Source organism: Umezawaea sp. Da 62-37, from assembly GCF_032460545.1.
In the GTDB taxonomy this organism is placed as follows: Bacteria; Actinomycetota; Actinomycetes; order Mycobacteriales; family Pseudonocardiaceae; genus Umezawaea.
The window spans coordinates 1,965,967-1,982,837 of record NZ_CP135965.1; the positions used below are offsets into that span (position 1 = coordinate 1,965,967).

The following is a 16,871-nucleotide window of genomic DNA, read 5'->3' on the forward strand; positions in this document are numbered from 1 at the left end:
TCCCGTTCGCGCCCCGTGTCCGGTTCGAACGTTTGCCGCGACCTGCCTCCGTTGCGGAAAGCCGCAGGTCAACGCTGTCATCCCAGGGCGTTCGGCGGCGACGGGACCGCGTTCGGACGAGCGGTCGGTCCCGTGCACGGCGAAGGGCCGGGGCGGTGGTCGCGAACCCCACCGCCCCGGCCCCGTGCACGGACTACATCAGCGCTTCTCCGCCGTGTAGAGCGCCGTCACCTCCTGGTCGGTCAGCGCACGGCTGTACGCGTGGACCGAGTCGACCGCGCCCGACCAGAAGTCGCCCTTGGCGCCCGCGTACTTCGCGCGCCCCACGGACAACGGGCCGGTGCTGGTGACGTCCGGGCCCGCGGGCGAGGTGCCCACGCGCTGGCCGTCCACGAACAGCCTGACCTCACCGGTGGTGTGGTCGCGCACGCCGACCAGCTGGTACCAGCGGTTCAGCTCGGGGGCGACGGTGAACCTGGCGCGGTTGCCGCCCGGAGTGCTGAAGGCGAACGCCCCCTGCCCGTACTGGAGGTAGAACGGGTTCTCGGTCTGGCGGCCGTCCTGGCTGACCGCCGTGGCGAAGTTGCCCGGCAGCTTGTCCAGCGTCACCCACGCGGCCACGGAGTAGTCCTTCGTGGTGTCGAGGACCGGACCCGCCGTCTCGGCGTAGTCGCCGTCGCCGTCGAACGACAGCGCCGACCCGCTCAGGCCGGGCACCCACTTGGTGTCGCCCTTGAGCGCGAGGTCGCTGCGGCCGCCGCTGCGGTCACGGGACGCCGTGCCCTTGCCCTCGTCGAGCGCCCAGGTGCCGCGGCCCGCGTACGCGACGGGCTTGCCCGCCTGGGAACCCGCCTTGATGACCTGCTGGTTGATCTCGCGCACCGGCTTGGGATCGACCTTGATCCCGCGCCGGTCGTAGGTCCACAGGCCGTTGAGCTCGGTCTCCAGGTCGGTGATCTGGGTGTAGACCGAACCCGACAGCTCGGCTCGCGCGGCCTCCAGGTAGAAGGTCCGCGTGTTGTCGACGTACTTGGCGGTCAGCGCCGCCTTGTCCTTCACACCGCTGTAGATCGCGGCGGGCGGGCCGGGCCACATGTGCCCTGGGGTGCGCAGCGTGAAGCCGCCGTGCTCGCCGTCCATGGCCACGCGGGTCGCGTCCGGGAACGCGGGATCGTTGTTGTTGTAGTCGTGGTGGTCGATCACCTCGCCCTTGCCCGAGTCGCCCTTGGACGAGCAGCAGTTCACGCCGCTGTGCGCGTTGACGACGCGGCTCGGGTCCGAGGCCTTGACGGCTTCGGCCAGCTGGCCGGTCGCCGTGCGGTCCCACTCGCCCCAGCCCTCGTTGAACACGACCCAGCCGATGATCGACGGCGAGTTGTGCAGCTGCTCGACCTCGCGCCGGGCCTCCTCGACGAACTGGTCCTGACCGGCCTTGCTCCTCAGGTCGCCGGACACGAAGTCCTGCCACACCAGCAGTCCCAGCTCGTCCGCGTGGTGGTACCAGCGGGCGGGCTCGACCTTGATGTGCTTGCGGACGGCGTTGAAGCCCAGCTTCTTCGTCTCCTCCAGGTCCCACCGCAGCGCCTCGTCGCTCGGCGCGGTGTAGAGCCCGTCGGGGAAGAAGCCCTGGTCCAGCGTGGCCAGGGAGAAGATCGGCGAGCCGTTGAGCACGAGCTTCGGGAAGCCGCCCACGTTCTCGACCTTGATCGAGCGCATGCCGAAGTAGCTGCCGACGGAGTCCTTGGACCGGCCCTGCTCCAGCGACACGTCGAGGTCGTAGAGGTAGGGGTCGTCCGGGCTCCACAGGTGCGGCTTGTCGATCTTCACCGTGAGCGCGGCACCCGCGGCGCCGGTCGCGCTGCCGACCTTCTTGCCCTTCTTGTCACGGGCCGTCGCGGTCACCTTCGCCGAGGCCGACGCCTTGGCCGACCGCACCTGCACGGTCAGCGAGTTCGTCGCCAGGTCCGGCGTCGTGACGATGTCGTCGATGGCCACGTCGGGCACCGGCTCCAGCCACACGGTCTGCCAGATGCCCGAGCTCGGCGTGTAGACGATGCCGCCGGGGTTGGTCGACTGCTTGCCGATCGGCTGGTCCGCGCCGGTCGTGTCGGTCACCGCGACGACGATCTCCTGCTTGCCGGTGCCCTTGAGGGCGTCGGTGACGTCGGCGGTGAACGCCGTGTAGCCACCGGTGTGGTCGGCGACCAGCTTGCCGTTGACGTACACGAGGGCGTGGTTGTCGACGGCGCCGAAGTTGAGCTTGAGCCGCTGCCCGGACCCGATGCGCCAGTCGCGCGGCACCGTGACGAGCTTGCGGTAGAACATGTGGTCCTCGTGGCGTTCGAGCCCGGAGAGCTGGGACTCGATCGGGAACGGCACGGTGACCTTCTCGGCGAGGGTCTTGCCGAACACCGGCTGCTCGCCCGCCTTGGCGGCGGCGAACTCCCACTGGCCGTTCAGGTTGACCCAGTCCTCGCGGGTCTGCTGCGGCCGCGGGTACTCCGGTAGCGGGTGGTCGCGGTCGAGGTCGTCGCCCCACTCCGTGGTCAGGCGGTGCGTCGAGTTGTTCGTGGCGCTGCGGACGATCTGCGGCACGGTCTCGCCGCCCACCGCGAGGCCGCCGGCGCCGTCGTAGTTGACCCGGACGCGCTGCCCCTTCTGCACGGGCTGGGACAGGGTCACGAGGACCTGCGACTTGTCGTTCGCGATCTTCACGGACTTGATCGGCATCGGCGTGGTGTCGGCCTCGACCACGAGGTGCGACGCCAGCTGGCCGAGGCTCGTGACGTTCTTCTCGAAGTCCGCGGTGAGCTTCAGGCCGTCCGTGGCGAGGGTGAAGTCGGCGGGGTAGACCTGGAAGCCGTCCGGCGGGGTGAACGCCGACTCCGGGACGATCTGCTTGGCCAGGCCGGGAGCCGCCCAGCGGAGGTAGAGGTTCGCGCCGCCGATGTCCTGGAACATCTCCATGCGCAGGTTGTGCGCCTCACCGGCCACCAGGTGCACCGGCTGGCTGTTCTGCTCGACGTCCCAGTCCCCGACCCAGTGGTCGATGACCGGCTGGTCGTCGATGAAGAAGCGGAACCCGTTGTCGCCGATCAGCGAGAACGTGTAGTCGCCGGTCGCGGGGGCGGTGATCTTGCCCGTCCAGCGCGCGGTGGTGTTCTCGGTCTGCCCGGTGAGGGACTCGAACGTCCCCACCAGCCCCGGCAGGTCGAAGTTCGGGTCCAGCAGCACCCCGCCCAGCTGGGCGAAGTCGCGGGCTCCCGGCGCGGACATCCGGTAGTACTCGCCCTTCAGACCGTGCACGACGGCCGCGGTCTCCGGTGCGGCGGACGCCACCCCCGTGGGTATCGCGAGCACGGAGAGGATCATCAGGAGGACCGCGACGAGTGGTCGCAGGGGTGGTCGTGGCATGGAGCGTTCCCTTCCTGGCGGCGCAGGGCGTGAGACACCTCACAAACTTCCTCGATTACTAACATGTTTCAACAGAGAACAACAGCAGCGCACATCAATTTGTCTTGCGCGGACATACCGGACATGACGAACCAGCCCTCCCCGACGACGGCGTGGAGGGCCCTGACCGCGCCTTGAGCAGCCGTCCGCCCCGAACGGGCCGGAGCGGCGGCATCGACAGAACCGACCACGGGCCGTGAGGCGATGTGGCCGTCCTGTTACAGGCTGATGTCACCCGGCGGGCACGGGGCGCCGTACAGGTCGCCCATGGCCAGGTCCGCCTTCGCGGAGCGCCAGGACGCCTCCTGGTCGGCCGTGTCGACGCCGTCGACCACCACGGCCGCGCCCGAGTCGTGCACCAGGGCCGCCAGTTCACCCACGAACGGCGACCGGGACAGCCGGACCGACTTCACCGGCAGGTCGTCCAGCAGCGCGAGGTCGACCGTGCCGCCGCCGAACTCGTCGATCATCGTCGTGACGCCCATGTCGGCGAGCACGCGGAAGTTGTCGGCGGCCTCGGCCACCTCCAGCGCGTGGACGGACATGCCGATGGTCAACAGGCCGGGCCGCAGACCGGTGTCCGCGAGCACCCGGACCACGCGGGACGCCAGGTCCGCGTCGGAAGCCTGGTAGCTCGTCAGGCAGACGATCAGCGGGTACTCCTTCCACCACACCGCCTGCCCGGCAGCCGAACGGATGAGCCACTCGCCGACCGGCAGCATCAGACCGGTCTGGTCCGCCAGCGCGGCGCACCGGTCGTGCTCCAGCGCGCCGAGTTCCGGGTGGTCCCAGAGCAGCCGCGCCTCCACGCCCGCCGTGCGGCCGTCGGACAGCCGCACCGCGCGGCGGTAGACGACGCTGACCTCGCCCTGCTCCCACGCGCCCGGCATCGACACGGCGAGCGCCTGCGCCTCGCGGTCGTGGGCGTCCTGGTCGGGGTGGAACATCTCCCACTGGCCGCGGCGGGTCTTGGCCCGGCGCAGCGCGAGGTCGGCGGCGCGCAGCAGCTCGGTCGGGTCGAGGTCGCGGGACGGGCGGTGCACCACACCGACGCTCACCGACACGGCGAGGCCGTGGTCGTCCACGAAGGTCGGTTCCGCCAGGTCGGCGTTGATGTTCGACACGATGGTCGCGACGTCCGGCGTGGTGGCGGAGTTCTCCACCAGGATGCCGAACTCGTCGCCGTCGAAGCGGGCGACCATGGACCGCTCGTCGGCCATGACCTCCTTGAGCCGCTGGGCGACGTGCACCAGCAGCCGGTCGCCGACCCGCCTGCCCAGGCTGTTGCACACCATGCCGAACGCGTCGAGGTCCAGGTGGAACAGCGTCACGCCGCGAGCCGGGTCGGCGCGGCGCAGCGCGCTCTCCAGGTGGGTGCTGAAGTACTGCCGGTTGGGCAGGCCGGTGAGCACGTCGTGCAGCACCTGCCGCTTCAGCTCCCCTTGCAGGAGCATGAGTTCGGTGCCGTCCTCGACCACGATGACGAGGTGGGTCGGCTCCTCGTCGGCGTCGCGCAGCAGCGACGTGGTGAGCGAGATCCTGGCTATCTCACCGTCCTTGCGCAGAAGGCGCTGCGACTGCCTGATCCGGGTCTCGCTGCCGTCGAGCAGCTTGTCCATCGCGTCGCGCAGGACTTCCGCGGAGTCCGGGTGCACCAGGTCGAACAGCGTCGTGCCGGTCAGCTCCGCGGGCAGGTAGCCGAGGATGTCGCCGATCGCGGCGTTGGCGCGCACCAGCTCGCCGTCCAGCCCGATGATCATGATGCCGCTGGTCGAGGACGTGGCCACCTCGTCGAAGCGCGCCTCGCTCTCGCGCAGGTTCGACTTCGCGTCGCGCACCGCCTTGAACAGCGACATCTGCATGCTCTCCTGCTGCGCGATCACCGAACGGCGGTCGGCGGCGAGGAAGCCGACCGCGAACGCGCCGAGCCCGAGCACGATCCGCTCGGCGGAGGACTCCACGGGCCGGAACTCCGGCAGCGCCAGCAGTCCCTTGCCCAGCACCTCCAGCGTGCAGCGCAGTCCGTGCTCGCCGATGTAGCCCAGGCCGCACAGGCGTTCGCCCAGCGCTTCCAGCGCCGCGGCGCCGGACGACCCGGAGTGCAGTTCGTCGCAGAGGACGTCGAGCTGGTCGCCCAGCTCGCGCCCCAGCTCTTCGCCCGTCAACGGGACGACGACCACCCCGCTCAGCAGGTAGGTCCACTTGCGGGCGAGCCCCGCCCTTTTGCGGGCGTGGTTGGTCGAAGTCGGAACGGCATCGGAGCCCTGGCCTGATGTGCGCATAAGTGTTGGCCTGCTTGGGATGTCGGGGTGCGCGAGTTTACCTACTGGTGGTCTTCATCGACTCGGCCGTCAGCGTGAAGCTCCGCCACACGATCGTGGCGGGTAGTCCGAACAGGTGACTCTCCGCTAGTGCGGTGGTTGATCTTCAGGGCTTTACCCCCCACGCCCGCTCAAGCCGCCATGTCCATGTCCGGCCGTCGCGCGGAGTCGGCGGGATCCACTGCTCGGCGAGCAGTGGCTGGGCTCGACCTGGTTGGCCCCGCCGGAACTCCGCAAGCTCGTGGTGGGGCCGACGTGGTCGGCGAGGTGCTCACAGCGGGAGAAGCGATGACGAAGAAGTGGACCGCGGCGGACGTGCCGGACATGACGGGTCGCACGGTGGTGGTCACCGGCGCGTCCGGCGGGATCGGGCTGGTCACCGCGCGGGAGCTGGCGAGGGCGGGCGCGCGGGTCGTGCTGGCGGTGCGCGACACCGCGAAGGGGTCGCGGGTCGCCGCGGCCATGCCGGGGCGCACGGAGGTGCGGGAGCTGGACGTGAGCAGCCAGCGTTCGGTGCGGGCGTTCGCCGAGGCGTGGACCGGGCCGATCGACGTGCTCGTCAACAACGCCGGGATCATGCAGGTCCCCGAGTCGCGCACGGAGGAGGGTTTCGAACTCCAGATCGCGACGAACTACCTGGGCCCGTTCGCTCTCACCAACCTGCTGCTGCCGCACGTGACCGACCGGGTCGTGACGATCGCCTCGCAGCTGCACCGGCTGGGGAAGCTGTCGCTGACCGACCTCAACTGGACCGGCCGCGAGTACAACGCCCTCCAGGCGTACAACGACTCCAAGCTCGCCGACGTGCTGTTCGCGCTGGAACTGGACCGCAGGCTGACCGGGCCGTCGCGCTCGGTGGTCGCGCACCCCGGCATCGCGAAGACCTCGCTGACCTCCCACGTCAAGGGCGTCTCCGGGGTGGTCCCCCGGATGAGCTTCCTCTTCAACGACGTCGAGCACGGCGCGCTGCCGACCCTGTACGCCGCCACGCAGGACGTCCCCGGTGGCTCGTACGTCGGCCCGGACCGGCTCGGCGGGTTCAAGGGCCACCCGGCGCTCGGCACGCCGTCGAAGACCGCCCGCGACCCGGAGCTCGCGCGGGACCTGTGGGACCTGTCGAGCGAGCTCACCCGCACCGGCAGGGAACTCGCGGTCTGAGCCGCGACCGGGAAGACTGCGGGCCGAGGAGGACCACGTGGAGTACACCGAACTGGCCGACTTCCTGCGCAAGCGGCGGGAGGCGCTGCAACCGGAGGACCTCGGGCTGTCGCGCGGGCAGCGCAGGCGGACGCCGGGGCTGCGCCGCGAGGAGGTCGCCGCGCTGGCGTCGATGTCCGCGGACTACTACAGCAGGCTCGAGGGCGGGAAGGGGCCGCAGCCGTCGGAGCCGATGCTGACGGCCATCGCGCGGGCGCTGCACCTGACGCTCGACGAACGCGACCACCTGTTTCTGCTGGCCGGTCACGGGATCCCGGCCAGGTCAAGCCGGTCGGACCACGTGAACCCCGGCCTGCTGCGGATCCTCGACCGGCTCGACGACACGCCCGCGGTCGTGCTCAACCGGCTGAGCGAGACGCTCGTGCAGACCAGGGCGCACGTGGCGCTGGAGGGCGACCAGAGCGGCTACACCGGGCTGGAGCGCAGCGCGGTCTACCGGTGGTTCACCGATGAGGCCGCGCGGTCGTTCTACCACGAGGACGAGCGGGCGAACCACGCTCGGGTGCTGGTCTCCAAGCTGCGGACCGCGCACGCGGTGGACGGTCCCACCTCACGGGCGGGGGCGGTGGTGCGCGCACTGAGCGAGCAGTCCGCGGACTTCCGCGCGCTGTGGGACGGGCACGAGGTCGGGTTCCTGCACGGCAAGCCGAAGCGGTTCCGGCACCCGACCGTCGGCGACCTGGAGCTGCACTGCCAGATGCTGTTCGACAACGACCAGCAGCAGGCCCTGCTGGTGTTCACCGCGACACCCGGCAGCGAAAGCGACGAGAAGCTGCGCCTGCTGACGGTGGTCGGCGGTCAACGACTCACCCACCAGGACCGCTGAGGGGCGGCATGGCCGGCAGGACCACTGGGAGCCTTCCGTGTGCCCAACAGGACCGCTGAAGGCCGTCCTGCGGGCCCAGCAGGACCACGGAGGGCACTTCCTCGGGTCTACCAGGACCGGAGTGCCCCTCCACATGCCACCAGGACCATTGAGAACCTCCCCGCGTGCCCACCAGGGGCCGCTGAGAACCTTCCCGCGGACCCACCCAGGGGCCGCTGAGAACCTTCCCGCGGACACACCAGGACCGCCTGAAGGCCTTCTCCCGCGGCGCGGAGGCGGACCGCGCAACGCCCCCACCAGCCGTCCGACGCTTCTTGTCGGTGCCCATCGGTAGGTTGTGAATCGGGGGGCCTTCACGAACGGGGGACCTCCGCGCCGCGTGCCCGAAGCGGTCCGTCCGAAGGGCCCAATCACCCGACGTGGGCCGACTGCCCGAACCGGCGCGACCGTCCGAAGTAGACCAACCACCACCCGAAACAGCACCGACACCCGCCCCGGACGGTGCGCCCGCGATTCCCCGCGGACGCACCTCCGGACTCAGGACTCCCGCTCGTGCGGCAGCTTCTCCCCCGCCTCGACCGCGAACCCGAGCCGGTTGCCCGCAGGCGGCAACGGGCAGGTGGCGAAGTCGGTGAACGCGCACGGCAGGTTGACCGCGCGGTTGAAGTCCAGCACCACCCGGCCGTCCGCGTCCGGCGCCGGGACGCTGAGCGAGCGGTTCGCCGCGTAGGTCGTCACGCCGCTGGTGGCGTCGGTGAACAGGATGCTCAGCCCGTCGGACTTCCCGTTGAACGCGGTCAGCACGTGCTCGGCGCCGTCGTGGTCGAACCGCACGACGCCGGGGGCGGTGTAGACGTGGCTCAGCCCGGCCACCACCGCGCCGACCGTGGTGGGGCGGGGCTCGTCGAACGGCTCGAACACCCCGGTCAGCACCCAGTCCGCGGCGGGCTCGTAGGCGGGCACGCCGTGGAAGTCGTGCAGCACCGGGGCTTTCGGGTCGTGCACCCGGATCAGGTAGCCGGAGCGGCGGGCGATCTCGATCTCCACGTCACCGGCCGACACCCTGGTGCCCGCGCCGCTGTTGACCAGCTCGAACCGCCGGACGCCGACGACGCGCTCGCCCTCGTGGGACAGTTCGGCGTCCTCCGGGTCGAGGTAGGCGGCCTCCGCGTCCTGCCACCACAGGCCGGGGATGCCGGTGTAGCGCCGGGGCGCGTCGTCCAGCCAGTCCAGCGACACCAGTGCCAGCCACCCGTGCGGTGCGGCCAGGTCCTCCTCGCGCGCGGTCTTCCAGTCCCGCCAGTCGTGCACGAACTGCTCGGTGCTCATCGCCAGCCCCACATCCCGTTCGCCGTCAACGCCGTCCCCGATGGCAACGGCCACGCGGGGCGGCTATTCCCCGTCCCAACGGGTGGACAACGTCGGAGTCAGAACATCCAGGCTGAAGAGGAAACCGCGGTTGACATCCACTGAACGGGACGGATGATCTTCCTCTCCTCGGGCACCGGGCCACGCAGCCACCTTCGCCGCGGCAGACCCCCGCGCAAGGAGAATCCGATGGCGGAGGAGGACACCGCACCTCCACGGGAACCCGGCGTCCCACCCTGCCGCGGGCAGTGGTCGCGGTCGTCGCGCCGGCCGCGGCGGTGCGCCGGCTGCCGTTCGGCTTCGCCTGGTGGCTCAGCGGACGCGCGGGCCCGGACGACCTGCGCACGTGGTTCCCGATCCCGGCGTTCGTCTCGATTGGACTGGAATTCCGCGTCTCGACGTCGTTGCTGTTCCGGAACTCCAGCACGTGAGCGCGGCGACCCCGGACGTCCGCGTCCGGGGTTGATCCTCCCAGTCACGGGTACCTCCGGTGGACCCGACGACAAGGAGCCGACCATGCACCTCGCGAGCTACCTCGGTTTGCTCCGCTCCGCGGAACAGGGCCTCGCCGACGCGTTCGGCCGGGTCGCGGCGGGTCACGCCCCCGAGTCCGAAGTGGCCACCACCTGCGCCGCCCTCGCCCTCATCAGCGAGGCCCACGTCGACCGCCTCACACCCGTCCTGCGGCGCTACGACGCGAACCCCGGCGCGGACCCGCCGCACGGCCTGCCGTCCACCGGCCCCAGAGCGGGCGAGGTCGGTCTGCTGCGCGACCTGCTCGACCTCTACGCGCTCGCCTCGTTCGTGGACCTCACGTGGGCGGTCGTGGCGCAGGCCGCGCGGGGACTGCGCGACAGCGCGCTGCTGGACGTGACGGAGGGGTGCGAACAGGACACCGACCGCCAACTGGCGTGGCTGCGGAGCAGGGTGAAGAACAGCGCGTCGTCGGCCCTGCTCCCGGCCGGGTGAGCGGCGGGGTCAGGCGGGCGTCACGCCCGGCGCCGCCACCTCGGCCCAGATCGTCTTCCCCCACGTCCTGACCCTGCTCCCCCATCGCTGGGCGAGGTGGTCCACCATCACCAGCCCGCGGCCGCGGTTGACGCCGAACCTCGACACACCGATCACGGGCAGGTGGGAGGAGTCGGAGTCGTCGACCTCCAACCGGATCACCTTGCTGTTCTCGGGCCGCCACAGGCGGGTGGACAGGGGATGCACCCCGTGGTCGTAGGCGTTGGTGACGAGTTCCGTGGTGAGCAGCTCCACGTCCTCGACGCACTCCGGGCCCTCCGCGACCAGCATCTGGCGGATGTGGGCGCGCAGTTCAGCCAGCGGAGGGGTCTCGTAGCGCCGCAAATCCACGTCTATCCGCGTCCGGTAAGGCTCTGGACCAGTCATCGCACCTCGACCTCGAGCCTGTTGTCCTGGTTGTTCACCGCCTCGACAGCCGGGTGGCCACCCGTTGTCCAACGAGCGGGACGCCCCGAGGATGTCCTGCGGCGATCGCTCCCATCCGACGGTCGAATGGACGGACCCGTTCCTCCACGGCTCGGCGAGCAAGCACAGCCAGCCCGGATGCCCCGTTCCGGGCTGTTCGAAACCTCATCGGACGAAGGACTTCCCCGGACGCCGCCTCCGCGCCCGATCGGGTGCGGCACGTGGTTGGCACTGGGCCGATCGGGGTATTCGGCGCTGGTCGACGACGACCGAGTACACAGGAGAGCACCATGCGTCTGCCCCGACCCCGCGGACCGGTCAGTGCGACGGTGATCGACGCGCTCGGGCACCCGTGCCCGCACCCCCTCGCGGTCCCCGCGGTGGACACCCCCGCGGCCGGGATCGTGCACGACGAAGACCTCCAGCTGGCGCTGTGGACCTGTTACGAGATGCACTACCGCGGCTTCGACGGCGTCGATGACGCCTGGGAGTGGGAGCCGTCGCTGATCGCCGTGCGCGGGGCCCTGGAGGAGCGGTGGCTGGCCGGGCTGCGGCTGCTGGCTCCCCCGGTCGAGGTGGAGCCCGACGCCGTGCCCTCGGCGCTGGCCGCGCTGGTGGCCGCCGACGACGGCCCCTCGCTGGCCGGCTTCCTCCAGCGCAAGGCGACGCTGGAGCAGTTCCGCGAGTTCGTGGCGCAGCGGTCGGTCTACCACCTCAAGGAGGCCGACCCGCACTCCTGGGCCATCCCGCGGCTGGAGGGCTCGGCGAAGGCCGCGCTGATCGAGATCCAGACCGACGAGTACGGCGGCGGCCGCGTGGAGCGCATGCACTCGGAGCTGTTCCGCGACGTCATGCGCGCGCTCGACCTGGACGACACCTACGGCCACTACGTCGACCAGGCGCCCGCGGTGACGCTCGCCGTGACGAACACCATCTCGCTGTTCGGCCTGCGCCGGAACCTCGGCGGCGCGCTGATCGGCCACCTGGCCGCGTTCGAGATGACGTCCTCGCTGCCGAACCGCCGCTACGGCAACGGATTGCGCCGCCTCGGCGGTGACGCGACCGCGACCCGGTTCTACGACGAGCACGTCGAGGCCGACGCCGTGCACGAGCAGATCGCCGCCCACGACCTGTGCGGCGGTTACGCGCGCCAGCACCCGGAAGCGGCCTCCGACATCCTGTTCGGAGCGGCCGCCTGCCTCGCCGTCGAGGCGGAGTTCGGCCGGTACCTGTTGGAGCGCTGGGAAAGCTCCCCGGCCCCGCTGTCGCGCACGGCGTGACCCCGTTGGTGTAGAAGTCATCCGAACCGGGTAACCACTCCTCGTGGACAGATCAGCGGAAAGTCGCGCCACCATCACGTCCTATGAGGACGGACCACTGCTCGTGCGGGGCGATTTCGAACTGCGCACCCAGTCGGGGCAGGTCATCGACGGCGGCCGCGGCACGGTGGCCCTGTGCCGTTGCGGACTCTCCGCGATCAAACCCCTGTGCGACGGAACCCACAAGGTCGGCGGCTTCCACGCCTCCGGCGGAGATCGTGAACGTTGATCACGTGTGGAACCGGGGCGCGAGGGGTAAGTCCCCCAACACGAACGGAATGGCAAACGAGATCGGCAACGGAGGAAACGTGACGACGATCGAGAAGCACGTTGACGTGGAAGTGCCCGTCACGACCGCCTACAACCAGTGGACCCAGTTCGAGTCCTTCCCCGCCTTCATGGAGGGCGTCGAGAAGATCAACCAGCTCACCCCGACCCGCACCCACTGGGTCACCAAGATCGCCGGTGTGAGCCGCGAGTTCGACGCGGAGATCACCGAGCAGCATCCCGACGAGCGGATCGCCTGGCACACCGTCGGCGACACCGAGGAGGGCACGTCGCACGGCGGCGTGGTGACCTTCCACCGGCTCGACGACAACACCACCAGGGTCAACCTGCAGATGGAGTACGCGCCCGAGTCGCTGACCGAGAAGGTCGGCTCCGCGCTGGGCATCGTCGGCAGCCGCGTCAAGGGCGACCTCGACCGGTTCAAGGACTTCATCGAGCAGCAGGGCACCGAGACCGGCGCGTGGCGCGGCGACGTGGACGCGTCCCCGCAGAACCCGGCGACGCCGGAGAAGCACGTGGCGCAGAGCCCGGAGCACCACCTGACGCGGAACCCGGCTTCGACGGACCCGCTGACCGGTCGCCACGACGACGGCCGTGAGCCGCCGCTCGCCAACGGATCGCCGATCCTGTAAGGATCTCCACCACCGCGAAGGCCCCGCGCACCACGCGCGGGGCCTTCGCGGTGTTCCACCCACGACGGTCAGTTGTCGGGGGTGAGGACCACCTCGTTCCACCAGTAGCCGAGCTTGTCCAGGTCGTCGTTGCCGGTCGCCCCGGACGAGAACAGCGAACCGATCACCAGGGTCTTGCTGTCCACCCACCACACCTGCCCGAGGCCGTCCTCGACGAAGCAGGTGGTGAACTCCCCTTCCAGCGGCGCGCTCTCGCTCCGGTTGTAGGTCGAGTAGTGCTGGCTCCGGACGAGCGGGCGGCACCCGCCCTGGCTGTCGTCGCGCGGGATGTTGTTGCCGTTGACCAGTTCCAGGAAGAACGCGTCCTGGGCGGCGCGGTCGGCGAACCGGTGGAACACGGCTTTCTCCGGCGGCGGGAAGTACCCGCTGGCGCGGTTCGCCGCGGTGCAGGCGACCGACGCGACGGCTCCGGCCGCGGTGTCGACGCCGACGCACGTCGGGTTGCCCTTGTAAGCCGAGGGCAGCACGTCCAGCAGGGCCGCGACCTTCGGGTCCGGGCCGGGCGCGGTCGTCGTGGTGGTCTCGGGAGTCGACGACGAGGGCGCGGTCGTGGTGGTCTCCGACCTGGCCGTCGTGCCGGCCTCCGAAGTGGACGACCGGCCACCCGCGCCGAGTTGGTCGTCGGACCGGGTGAGCGCCACGGTCACCACGATCGCCGCGATCACCAGCACGGCGACGACGGCGCCGAGGACACCCGCCCGCTTCTGCCACGGCGACTCCGGGGAGACGACCGGCGGTCGAGGTGTCGGCGCCAGGGGCATCGGCCGCGGGACCGGAGGCGGTGGCGCGAAGACCGGCCGGGGCGCCGCCAGCGCGGCATCGGCGGCCGCCGCCAGGGCGCCCGCGGTCGGGTAGCGCCAAGCGGGGTCCTTGGCCATGCCCTTGGCGATCACGTCGTCCAGCGCGGGCGGGACGGCCGGGTTCGACAGCGACGCCCTGGGCGGCGGTTCCTGCATGTGCGCCCAGATCTGCGCGGCGGTCGTGTCGGCGAGGAACGGGCGGCGGCCGGCGACGGCCGCGAACAGCACGCAGGCTAGCGCGTACACGTCGACGCGACCATCGACCGGACCGCCGCCGAAGCGCTCGGGCGCCATGTAGTCCAGGGTGCCGACGATGTCGCCGGACGCGGTGTGGCGGGTGCCCGCGGGCGAGGCGCTGCGGGCGATGCCGAAGTCGACGAGGTACACGAAGTCGCCCGCGCCGACCAGGATGTTCGACGGCTTGACGTCGCGGTGCACCAGGCCGTCCTCGTGGGCGGCGTCGAGCGCGCTCGCCACCTGCTCGACGATCCGCACCGCCCGGCGCGGCTCCAGCGGGCCGTGCTCGAGCATCCTGGTGAGGTCCTGGCCCTCGACCAGCCTCATGTCGATGTAGAGCCTGCCGTCGATCTCGCCGTACGCGTGGATGGGGATGACGTGCGGCTCGCGCAGCCGGGCCACGATCTTGGACTCGCTGCGGAAGCGGGCGCGGAAGTCGTCGTCGGAGTGGTACTGGGCGGACAGCCTCTTGAGCGCCACGACCCGGTCGTGCGCGGTGTCGTAGGCGCGGTGCACCTCGCCCATGCCCCCGCGACCGAGCAGCTCGCCGATCCGATAAGGCCCGAAGGTCTCCTCGGTCATCACTCCCACCTCTGCGTCCACTACGGCATCGACGCAGATGGTAACCACCCGGTTCCCCCGGATGCGCACGTCAACCGGTGTGGCGCGGCCGCACCTATGATCGGGTCGATCAACCGAGGAGGCTGCGGTGGCCGGTGTCGTGGTGGTGACGGGCGCGGGGTCCGGGGTCGGCAGGGCGGTGGCGCGGACCCTGCTGGAGGCCGGCTACCGGGTGGTGCTCGCGGGCCGCAAGCCCGACGCGCTGGCCGGGACGGCGACCGGTGACGACGTCCTCGCCGTGCCGACCGACATCACCGTCGAGGAGTCGGTGACCGCGCTGTTCGACACCGTGCGCGACCACTGGGGCCGGGTCGACGTGCTGTTCAACAACGCGGGCACCAACGTCCGCGCCACCCCCGTCGAGGACTTCTCCCTCAGCCAGTGGTCCGAGGTCGTCGACACCAACCTGACCGGCACGTTCCTCTGCGCCCGCGAGGCGTTCCGGATCATGCGCGACCAGGACCCGCAGGGCGGCCGGATCATCAACAACGGCTCCGTGTCCGCCCACGCCCCGCGTCCGGACGCCATCGCCTACAACGCGACCAAGCACGCCGTCACCGGGATCACGAAGTCGCTGTCGCTGGAGGGCCGCCGCTACCGCATCGCGTGCGGGCAGATCGACATCGGCAACGCGACGACCCCGCTCACCGAGCGGATGGCCACGGGGGTGCTGCAAGCCGACTTCACCACCGCCCCGGAGCCCACCATGGACGTCGCCGCCGTCGCCGACGCGGTCCGCTACATGGCGGGCCTGCCCCTTGACGCGAACGTGCAGTTCATGACCGTCATGGCCACGAACATGCCTCTCATCGGGCGGGGTTAGGCACCAGGACCGGCTCGCGGTGCAGGGCGTCGCGGGTCGGGAAGTGGCGGTAGGGGGTGCCGACTTCGACGCGGCGGACGATCTCGTGCAGCGACGCCCGAGTGCCCCGGTCTAGCACGTCGGGCGCGGGCCTCTCCAAGGGAAGGTGTTCCTGCAAGTGCTCTGGGGTGCAAGCGCTTCCGGGATCTTCCCGCCCAGTGGACGCCCTGGTCACCCCGACGCCGGACGGTTACGGTCGCACCAGGTGATCAAGTACGGCGGAGTGGCCGAGTGGTTCAGGCGCAGGCCTGCAAAGCCTGTCACGCGGGTTCGATTCCCGTCTCCGCCTCCGAAACGGGGCGCACGGTCGAGGAGCGCGGCATGCCGGCGGTGGAAGTCGACGTGGTCGTCGTCGGTGGTGGCGCGATGGGGTCCGCCGCGGCGTGGCAGCTCGCGCGGCGAGGTGTCGACGTGCTGCTGCTGGAGAGGTTCGAGCGGGGGCACACGCGGGGGGCGTCGCACGGCGCGTCCCGCATCTTCCGCGTCTCCTACGCCGAACCCGTCTACATAGGACTGGCGCACGAGGCGCTGGCGTGGTGGCGGGAACTGGAGTCCGACTCCGGTCGTGACCTCCTCGCACTCACCGGTGGTGTCGCACATGGACGGACGTCGCGGCTCGACGGGCTCTTCGAGGCGCTGCGGGCGGCCGGGAACCCCGGTCGGTGGCTGGACCCGGCCGAAGCGGTCGAGCGCTGGCCTGGTCTGCGCTTCGACGGCAAGGTGTTCTTCCACCCGGTCGCCGGACGGCTGCACGCCGACGACTCGGTGTCCGCCCTCCAGGCCGCGGCCGCCGGGCTCGGCGCGACCGTGCGGCACGACACCCCGGTGTCGGAGATCGTGGTGCGCGGCGACAACCGCGTCGAGGTGCGCACCGCGACCGGCACCTACCGCGCGCGCCGGGTCGTCGTCGCGGCCGGGGCGTGGGCGGCGAAGCTGCTCGACGGGCTGGTGCCGCTCCCCGCGCTGCGCGTGACGCAGGAGCAGCCCGCGCACTTCCGGGCGCCGGGCGGCGAGGCGGGCTGGCCGTCGTTCACCCACGACCTGGAGGAACGCGACCTGTACCCCAGCGGCGTGTACGGGCTGGCCACGCCCGGCGAGGGGATCAAGGTCGGGTTCCACGGCACCGGCCCGGTGGTCGACCCGGACCGCCGCGACTTCCGGCCGGAACCGGCGCAGCTGCTCGCGTTGCGCCGGTACGCGCGGGAGTGGCTGCCCGGCGTCGACCCGGACGACTTCACGCCGATCAGCTGCACCTACACCACGACGGAGTCGTCGGACTTCGTGCTCGACCGCGTCGGCCCGGTCGTGGTGGCCGCCGGGTTCTCCGGCCACGGCTTCAAGTTCACCCCGGCCATCGGCCGCGTGCTCGCCGACCTCGTGCTGACCGGCGACCGCCCGGACGCCCGTTTCGCGCTGCCCGCCCGGTAGCCCT

General features: G+C 71.0%; 13 protein-coding genes, 1 tRNA gene and 1 pseudogene. 10 read left to right on the forward strand and 5 right to left on the reverse strand.

Features of this window, described 5'->3' with window-relative positions; all coding sequences use genetic code 11:
- Positions 1-198 precede the first annotated feature (198 nt).
- Both RM788_RS08405 and RM788_RS08410 read right to left on the reverse strand, forming a co-directional pair.
- Positions 199-3,414, reverse strand: coding sequence for a LamG-like jellyroll fold domain-containing protein (locus RM788_RS08405; RefSeq protein ID WP_315930995.1), 3,216 nt, complete (start codon positions 3,412-3,414; stop codon positions 199-201).
- A 257-nt stretch (positions 3,415-3,671) separates the two neighbouring features.
- A complete protein-coding gene (locus RM788_RS08410; protein ID WP_315930996.1) occupies positions 3,672-5,735 on the reverse strand; it encodes a putative bifunctional diguanylate cyclase/phosphodiesterase in 2,064 nt (687 codons plus the stop codon).
- Positions 5,736-6,062: 327 nt separating this feature from the next.
- Between RM788_RS08410 and RM788_RS08415 the strand changes: the two genes are divergently transcribed.
- The gene (locus RM788_RS08415; RefSeq protein ID WP_315930997.1) at positions 6,063-6,932 is read left to right on the forward strand and encodes an oxidoreductase; all 870 of its coding nucleotides are present in this window, start codon (positions 6,063-6,065) and stop codon (positions 6,930-6,932) included.
- Positions 6,933-6,969: 37 nt separating this feature from the next.
- Entirely contained in the window at positions 6,970-7,818 is an 849-nt protein-coding gene (locus RM788_RS08420) for a helix-turn-helix transcriptional regulator (RefSeq protein ID WP_315930998.1), read from the forward strand.
- 537 nt (positions 7,819-8,355) lie between these two features.
- On the opposite strand, the gene RM788_RS08425 is transcribed toward RM788_RS08420, so the two are convergent.
- The gene (locus RM788_RS08425) at positions 8,356-9,147 is read right to left on the reverse strand and encodes a DUF1684 domain-containing protein (protein ID WP_315934588.1); all 792 of its coding nucleotides are present in this window, start codon (positions 9,145-9,147) and stop codon (positions 8,356-8,358) included.
- Positions 9,148-9,434: 287 nt separating this feature from the next.
- Between RM788_RS08425 and RM788_RS08430 the strand changes: the two genes are divergently transcribed.
- Together RM788_RS08430 and RM788_RS08435 are read left to right on the forward strand one after the other, a co-directional pair.
- Entirely contained in the window at positions 9,435-9,617 is a 183-nt protein-coding gene (locus tag RM788_RS08430) for a hypothetical protein (protein WP_315930999.1), read from the forward strand.
- Positions 9,618-9,702: 85 nt separating this feature from the next.
- On the forward strand, positions 9,703-10,155 hold the full coding sequence (locus RM788_RS08435) for a hypothetical protein (protein ID WP_315931000.1): 453 nt from the start codon (positions 9,703-9,705) through the stop codon (positions 10,153-10,155).
- Positions 10,156-10,164: 9 nt separating this feature from the next.
- Here the strand turns inward: RM788_RS08435 and RM788_RS08440 are convergent, their stop codons facing one another.
- Positions 10,165-10,545 carry an ATP-binding protein gene (locus tag RM788_RS08440; RefSeq protein ID WP_315931001.1) on the reverse strand — a complete coding sequence of 127 codons (381 nt, stop codon included), beginning with the start codon at positions 10,543-10,545 and terminating at the stop codon, positions 10,165-10,167.
- Between the two features lie 365 nt (positions 10,546-10,910).
- Here RM788_RS08440 and RM788_RS08445 point away from each other — a divergent pair, with 365 nt between their 5' ends.
- The 3 genes and pseudogenes from RM788_RS08445 to RM788_RS08455 all read left to right on the forward strand — a co-directional run.
- Positions 10,911-11,900, forward strand: coding sequence for an iron-containing redox enzyme family protein (locus RM788_RS08445; protein WP_315931002.1), 990 nt, complete (start codon positions 10,911-10,913; stop codon positions 11,898-11,900).
- A 43-nt stretch (positions 11,901-11,943) separates the two neighbouring features.
- Positions 11,944-12,168 carry a CDGSH iron-sulfur domain-containing protein gene (locus tag RM788_RS08450; protein WP_315931003.1) on the forward strand — a complete coding sequence of 75 codons (225 nt, stop codon included), beginning with the start codon at positions 11,944-11,946 and terminating at the stop codon, positions 12,166-12,168.
- Between the two features lie 79 nt (positions 12,169-12,247).
- A pseudogene (locus RM788_RS08455) lies at positions 12,248-12,706 on the forward strand (SRPBCC family protein); the annotation flags it as partial.
- 221 nt (positions 12,707-12,927) lie between these two features.
- Here the strand turns inward: RM788_RS08455 and RM788_RS08460 are convergent.
- Complete coding sequence (locus tag RM788_RS08460; protein WP_315931004.1) at positions 12,928-14,538, reverse strand: serine/threonine-protein kinase; 1,611 nt, start codon at positions 14,536-14,538, stop codon at positions 12,928-12,930.
- Between the two features lie 127 nt (positions 14,539-14,665).
- Between RM788_RS08460 and RM788_RS08465 the strand changes: the two genes are divergently transcribed.
- The 3 genes from RM788_RS08465 to RM788_RS08475 all read left to right on the forward strand — a co-directional run bounded on the left by RM788_RS08465 (position 14,666) and on the right by RM788_RS08475 (position 16,867).
- A complete protein-coding gene (locus RM788_RS08465) occupies positions 14,666-15,400 on the forward strand; it encodes an SDR family oxidoreductase (protein ID WP_315931005.1) in 735 nt (244 codons plus the stop codon).
- A gap of 256 nt (positions 15,401-15,656) precedes the next feature.
- Positions 15,657-15,728: transfer RNA gene (locus RM788_RS08470), tRNA-Cys, on the forward strand.
- A gap of 32 nt (positions 15,729-15,760) precedes the next feature.
- A complete protein-coding gene (locus RM788_RS08475; RefSeq protein WP_315931006.1) occupies positions 15,761-16,867 on the forward strand; it encodes an FAD-dependent oxidoreductase in 1,107 nt (368 codons plus the stop codon).
- Positions 16,868-16,871 lie beyond the last annotated feature (4 nt).